Below are 6,677 nucleotides of genomic sequence, written 5' to 3' on the forward strand. Positions count from 1 at the left end.
CAGCAGATCGCCTTCGTGCAACAGTCTCAATTCGATCAAGAGCCTAAAGCTGCAGCCCGACGACCAAGACAGGGACCGGCACCGCTCCGTCCAGCGTGTAGAGGATCTCCGTACTATAGGCGTAGGCGCCCCGATAGAGGTGCTCCCCATCCCAGGTGTAGAGGATCTCCGTGCTGTAGGCATATGCGCCCCGGTAGAGGTGCTTGCCGTCCCAGGTATAGAGGATATCCGTACTATAGGGGTACGCACCTCGGTAGAGGTGCTTCCCGTCCCAGGTGCAGAGGATCTCGGTGCTGTAGGCATAAGCGCCCCGGTAGAGGTGCTTCCCGTCCCAGGTGTAGAGGATCTCATTGCTGTAGGTGTAAGCGCCCTGGTAGATGTGGACTTGTGACATGGCGGTGAGTGATGTGAGTAAAAAGAGGGAAGCCAAGAGCCCTCTGATGAAAGTCTGACGCATAGTGGTTGGTTGCTCAAGTGGTTTTACCCCCACACAAATATAGCCAAAGTCCTCAGCAATAAGCCCCAGGTCGACGTGACACCTCCTATCGCAGGAGAGGTCTACCGGACGGTGATAACGTACGAGGCTATGCCCACGAGCGCAGCCATCAGCAAGACGGCGAGGAGAACAGATCCAAGGGAGAGCGCCCAGCCCTGCTTTTTACCTAAGAAAAAGTAGACCGGACCGATGATCACGATGGGCAGAATGGTGGCGATCAGGTCCACAATGGCACTCTGATCCATCAGGTAGCGGTTCGCCAGCATCAGCAGCACCGTCGAGGTGAGTATGATGACAAAGGGCGTCGGGTGGGACGACAGTCTTATGGCTTTACGTCTTGACATATAGGGTATTGTTACTTTGATAAAAGTCTGCTTTGCTCAGCAACAAACAGTAAGTGACGCTAATCGCAGATTATGGTCTAATCTACGGGGAGGAGCTCAGCACGTGACTATTTGCTCTAATTACCTAAAAACTAAGAAAAAAGAGAAAGTTAATTTTCTTCGTTTCCACTTTTGGCCGGTTTTCATTTCCACTTTTGGCCGGTTTTCATTTCCGCTTTTGGCCGAGGTGGGAGGAAAAAGAGGAACCCCAGGCGAGGGCTGTACATCGTCCGGGGTTCCTGAGCCATTAAGGAAGGAGGGATCAGCGCTCTAAGGGGAGCGTGTGGTCGCGGAGCCACTTGGCGGTCTCCTCGTCCAGCTCGGGGCTGATCTCGCGATAGACACGCTCCTGGTAGTCGTTGTACCACCGGAGTTGTGCATCGTCGAGCATAGAGGGGTCGACCATCCGATTATCGAGCCAGCAGAGGGTCAGGCACTCGAAGCCGTAAAACTCCTCTCCGCCCCCTTCGCCGACCTTGATGCAGCGGATGAGGTTCTCGATGCGGATGCCGTACTCGCCCTCGGGGTAGTAGCCCGGCTCGTCCGAGGTGACGCTGTGGAGCCGGATGGGCGAGGGATTGTTGTCGGTGCGGATGTTCTGCGGGCCCTCGTGGCAGCAGAGGAAGTGACCCACACCGTGGCCGGTGCCGTGGCCATAGTTCTTATGCTCCTGCCAGAGGTAGCGGTGCGCCAGCACGTCGAGCTGATTACCGCGGGTCCCCTTGGGGAAGACCGCCATCTGTAGGTCGATGTGTCCCTTCAGCACCAGCGTGTAGTCGTGGCGCAGTTTCTCGGACGGCTTGCCGTCGAGGGAGACGGTGCGGGTAATGTCGGTGGTGCCGTCGTAGTACTGAGCGCCGGAGTCAAGGAGGAGGGACCCCTGTGGCTTGATCTTGGCACTGGTGTCGGGCATCGGGTGGTAGTGGACGATGGCGCCATTGGCATTATATCCGGTGATGGTGGTGAAGCTATCGTAGAGGTAGCGGTCACTCTCGGCACGGAAGCCGGCAAGGATCGCATCGATCTCATACTCCGTGGGCGTCTCACCGCGGTCGAGCATCTCGTAGAGGTGCTTCCAAAACTTTGTCAGCGCCACGCCATCCCGCAGCATCGCCCGGCGGCAGCCCTGGTACTCCGCCTCGGTCTTGATCGACTTGAGGATCGTGATCGGGCTCATCTTGTCGACGACGATGCAGCCGCTTGGCACACGGCGCCCCAGCTCGGCATTGGTCCGGATCGGGTCGACCCATACGATCGCCGTCTCGGGGAGAGCAGAGACATCGTCATAGATCCGGTCGTAGGGGCGGACCTCCACCCCATTCTTCTCCAAGTGACGGCGCACCTCGTCGGTCATCTTGCGGTCATCGACGTAGAAGAAAGCGCCCTCCGCCGTCACCATCGCATAGGCGACGCCGGTAGGATTGTACTCCACATCGGAGGAGCGGACGTTGTAGAGCCAGCACACCTCGTCCATCATCGTGACGATGAGGGTGTCGGCATTCTCCTCCCTCATCATCCGGCGTACCTCCTCCACCTTCTCGCGGGGAGTCCTGCCGGCATCCTCATCCGGCTGTACGAAGAAGTCGTTGAGCGGGATGTCGGGCATCTCCTCCCCGCGGATCTGCTTGATGAAGTCGTGCGAGAGGTCGAGCTCGATCCGTCCGAGGCGCAGCTCCTTCTGCAGCTGTGCCGCATCGGCGACGCTCATGCACTCGCCATTGAGCGCCACGCGCTTCACCTCCGGGAGGCTGCGAAGCCAGGCGGCGATCGTCGGGGTGCCGGGCATCCCCTCCTTCATCAGCTCGTAGGTGGTCCCCCGGAGCACCTCCGTCGCCTCGAGGAAGTAGCGCGAGTCGGTCCAGAGGGCAGCGTGCTCGGCGGTCACGACAGCGGTGCCGGCAGAGCCGAGGAAACCGCTGATGTACTGCCGGGCCTGCCAGCAGATGGGGGTATACTCATTGAGGTGCCGGTCAAAGCTCGGCACGATGACCGCATCGATGCCGGCCTCCTTGATGGCGCGGCGCATCGACTCCAGTCTCTTGATGATCTCTTCTTTCATATATAAGTGTAGTGTAAAGTGATTCGGGTATTACTCCTCCACCGCCTGATGGATCGGGCGAAGGAGGTCATTGACAGTCTTCACGGGGTTAAATGTATCGGCCGGCACCTCGACGAAGCAGGTATTCCAGTAGGCCATGGCGCCATTCCAGAGCCCGGGACGCTCGAGTGCCTTGAGGGGCTGACCATTGCGGCTCTTGTGGGAGATGAAGCCGGTACTCTTGTCGACAAATCGGGTGAGGTCAAAAGAGTTGCCCCGGAAGTCTCGCGTGCAGCAGACGAGGTCTACGGGATTGAAGAAGCGGCTCTCCCTAAACTGCCGCTCCGCCTCCGGGTCGTCATGATCGATCTGCGTGCTCTCCAGGATCTGCAGCGATGTCGTGCCATCCTCACGCCGGATGATATAGGGTCCGCCACCCGGCTCGCCCTCATTGCGCACCATGCCGCAGACGCGGATCGGGCGATTGAGCAGGGAGCGGAGGGTCAGGATGGTGGACTCCTTCTCCTGATTACGCTCCAGCTCCGCCACCACATCGCTCTCCGCGGTGGAGTCGCTGTGGGTGGATATCTCTACGCAAAAGGCCGACCTCAGGAAGTCCTCCGCCTCGCGTATCGTCGCACTGCTCACGTGCGTCTCGTCCCGCAGCTCCTCCATAAAGTGGTACACCCTGTCTCGCAGCTGTACCAGCACGCCGCCGAGGATCTGCTTGTAGATGATGGTGCTGCTCTTCTCGCTGTCGGGGACGACGTTGTCGATATTCTTGATAAAGATGATGTCCGCATCCACCTCCGAGAGGTTCTCGATCAGCGAGCCGTGCCCACCGGGGCGGAAGATCAGCCGTCCCTCATCATCGCGGATCGGCTTATTGTCCGGACCCACGGCAATCGTGTCGGTCGAGGGCTTCTGGGTGCTCGTCGTGATGTCGTAGGCGGCGGAGAAGGCGTCCTCTAAGTCTGACTGGCGGCGCGAGAGAAGGGTCTTGAAGGGGTGGATATGCTCCGGTGAGAGGGTGAAGTGGAGGTGGACCATGCCACTGACCGGGCGGGCATACTTAGCCCCCTCGGCGAGATGCTCCTCGACGGCCGTGCGGGGACGGTCACGGTACTTATGGAAGAGGATCAGCGCCTTGGGCAGACTGCCATAGTGCAGCCCCTCCTCCGTCAGCAGATAGCGGACCACCGTGCGACCCTCACCGGCATCGATGAGGCGGCGCGCCCCCTTGCCTCGCTCACCCAGCATACAGGCCTTATTGAGGTCGTCGTAGAAGGCAAAGTCCTCCATCCGGTTCAGCACCTGCAGTACCGACTCGGTCGGCTCACCGCCCTCCATATAGGCAAAGAGATCGCGAAACATCCGCGAGGCAGCGCCACTGGCGGGGACAAACTTGAGGACCCTCACCGATGGATCCTTCAGGGCTGTGGACCAGGTCTCCAGCGCCTCGCGCTGCTCCTCCTCCGTCAGCACACGGATGCCATGCTCCTCATCAGCTGCCTGCACGATGGAGGGGAAGGGGAAGCCCTCCTCAAAGAGCTCCAGCTGACGCTCCACCTCCGCTCGCGTGATCCCGTGATCACTGATCTGACGGAGATCCTCCTCCGTCCATTGGGTCTCTTGCATAGTCTTCTCTCTCTTATACTCAGGGGTTACCAGTCTCTCTCAGCGGCTATCCTACCGCATCCACACAAACCTACTTATTTTTTTCCACCCACCGTATGCCGGACCATAGGGAGGAGAGGCAAGTCCTCCATAAAGCAAGCCGGAGACCTACCCTGATCTGAGTATAAGTGGATTAAATGGTACTTAGAAGAGGGTATATTTCGTAAAAAAGCTTCCTAAAGTGGTAAAGAGGGCTTACCTTTGGATCATTGAATAAGCATATAAAACTGTCGTGAAGTTTCTTTGGGCTCCCAAGCGAAGACCCATAGGTCCTCTCCTATAAGGGGGGAAAAAAGCTAAGCTGTAGAAGGTCGATAGGCACTGATCTTCACTTACAGATGAGGGAGTAAGAATAGAGTGGAGGGCAATGGATCGTGAGACCCGTTGCCCTCCCTTAGTATGCGTTCAGAGCCGAGGCGTGCGATCTTGTCGGACGAGTCGGACAAATATTGCCAGCCATAGACCAGCCGGCATCAGAATCCTATGGAGTGAAGCACCCCCTGCGGGTGCCCGCTTCCTATCCACGTGGTCGAGGGGCGTAGCCCCGAAGACCCGTGGATCGAGCATCGCATACAATCCCGACCCCGCCAGGGTGTCGCACTAGTCGCCTAACCGGTGGGTGCGTCTCCCCCGCTTATCGCCCTAAGCAGCCGAGAGGAATCACCCGGACTCCATCCGGTCTGGTATAGGCCATCTCACCGCCGGTGAGGAGGATAAGGAGATCCGGCTCACGGATAGGTACCTGAGTCTCTCTCTTATTGGCAGAGCTGATGAGATGCTTCAGCTCAAGCAAGTGCTCAGCGCCCCTCTCGATCTCACTGCTTCCCAGCTTGCACTCAATGAGGGCATACCTCCCATCCTCGAGGTGCAAGACGACGTCTGCCTCGAGGCCATACCTATCTCTATAGTAGGATACGTGACCACTCAGATCATTAGTGTATGCTCTGAGATCCCGTATACACATCTGCTCAAACAGGAAACCAAAAGTTTTTAACTGGGAGGATAACGCCTCGGGAGATAGCCCTAAGATCGCCACGGCGATAGAGGGATCAGCAAAACCTCTCTTGACCGAACTCCTAATGGCAGACTTGCTTCGGATCGCCGGACACCACGCCTCGATATTTTGGATCACGAAGAGCCTCTCAAGAGCCCTCTCATAGTCATTAAAGGTGTCTTGAGTGATCCCCTGATCTCCAGAGGCTGTGATGTCAGCAAGAAGCGTATTCTTCCGCGCAAGGGTAGAGATATTCCGGGCATAAGAGCGCAGGATCAGCTGAGCCACCTTAGGGTCCCTATTCTTTCCATCTATTCTTGATATGTCATCAGAGCAGATCGTGTTGACATAGTTCTTCGCTACAAGTAGCTTCGCACGATCGGACGAAATATTCAGGACTGAAGGCCAGCCTCCGTGGCAAGCAGCAAATATCAGATCGGAGACGGACATGGGGGACTTTATGCCATCAATGTCGTACTGTGGATCATCAAAAAGCTTCATCACCGAAATCTCTCCCGAGGACAAGCCCATCTCCCAAAGGCTCATCGGCAACATAGTCATACGTGCGACTCGTCCTGTGCCAGAGTGCTGTATTTGAGATCTATCGATGGTATTGGAGCCTGTCAGTATAAACTGCCCCACTTGACCTCTTTGATCAACGGCGACCCTCACTGCGTCCCACAGGACAGGTGCATCCTGCCACTCGTCTAACAGCCTGGGGGTGTCCCCTGCGAGTAGCAAGGATGGCTTTACATCTAAGGTCGCAAGGTACTCTGATCGCATATCAGGGTCTTGGAGACGGACGACACTCCTCGCATGCTGCATTGCAGTAGTAGTCTTACCACACCATTTGGGACCCTCTATGAGGACAGCCCCAAATGCCTGCAATAGGTCACTTAGCAAGTCGTCTGCTGCTCGATGATAATACTCCATAGCATAAATACCTCTATACTCCTGTCACAAAGGTACTAATTAAGGATCACAAAAGGACTATTTCGGCAATCTGGTCGTTACTTTTGTGGTGATCCGCTCGATACTTTTGTGGTGATCCGGTCGTTACTTTTGTGGCAATCCACTCGATACTTTTGT

General features: G+C 57.0%; 5 protein-coding genes. All 5 read right to left on the minus strand.

Annotation, left to right across the window (positions count from 1 at the left end; all coding sequences use genetic code 11):
- Positions 1-43: 43 nt before the first annotated feature.
- The 5 genes from HMPREF2890_RS01185 to HMPREF2890_RS01205 all read right to left on the minus strand — a co-directional run bounded on the left by HMPREF2890_RS01185 (position 44) and on the right by HMPREF2890_RS01205 (position 6,521).
- Entirely contained in the window at positions 44-394 is a 351-nt protein-coding gene (locus HMPREF2890_RS01185; RefSeq protein WP_070464295.1) for a hypothetical protein, read from the minus strand.
- Positions 395-558: 164 nt separating this feature from the next.
- Positions 559-840 carry a hypothetical protein gene (locus HMPREF2890_RS01190; RefSeq protein ID WP_070464202.1) on the minus strand — a complete coding sequence of 94 codons (282 nt, stop codon included), beginning with the start codon at positions 838-840 and terminating at the stop codon, positions 559-561.
- A gap of 301 nt (positions 841-1,141) precedes the next feature.
- Positions 1,142-2,938, minus strand: a complete 1,797-nt coding sequence (locus HMPREF2890_RS01195) for an aminopeptidase P family N-terminal domain-containing protein (RefSeq protein ID WP_070464204.1) — start codon at positions 2,936-2,938, stop codon at positions 1,142-1,144.
- 30 nt (positions 2,939-2,968) lie between these two features.
- Complete coding sequence (locus HMPREF2890_RS01200; RefSeq protein ID WP_070464206.1) at positions 2,969-4,555, minus strand: DUF4301 family protein; 1,587 nt, start codon at positions 4,553-4,555, stop codon at positions 2,969-2,971.
- Positions 4,556-5,228: 673 nt separating this feature from the next.
- Positions 5,229-6,521, minus strand: a complete 1,293-nt coding sequence (locus HMPREF2890_RS01205) for an ATP-binding protein (RefSeq protein ID WP_070464208.1) — start codon at positions 6,519-6,521, stop codon at positions 5,229-5,231.
- Positions 6,522-6,677: the final 156 nt, after the last annotated feature.

The organism is Porphyromonas sp. HMSC065F10 (genome assembly GCF_001808555.1).
GTDB lineage: Bacteria > Bacteroidota > Bacteroidia > Bacteroidales > Porphyromonadaceae > Porphyromonas_A.

Bases quoted from the DNA above. Each gene is read 5' to 3' on its own strand.
- HMPREF2890_RS01195 (WP_070464204.1), bottom strand. From the start codon at position 2,938: ATGAAAGAAGAGATCATCAAGAGACTGGAGTCGATGCGCCGCGCCATC.
- HMPREF2890_RS01205 (WP_070464208.1), bottom strand. From the start codon at position 6,521: ATGGAGTATTATCATCGAGCAGCAGACGACTTGCTAAGTGACCTATTG.
- HMPREF2890_RS01185 (WP_070464295.1), bottom strand. From the start codon at position 394: ATGTCACAAGTCCACATCTACCAGGGCGCTTACACCTACAGCAATGAG.
- HMPREF2890_RS01200 (WP_070464206.1), bottom strand. From the start codon at position 4,555: ATGCAAGAGACCCAATGGACGGAGGAGGATCTCCGTCAGATCAGTGAT.
- HMPREF2890_RS01190 (WP_070464202.1), bottom strand. From the start codon at position 840: ATGTCAAGACGTAAAGCCATAAGACTGTCGTCCCACCCGACGCCCTTT.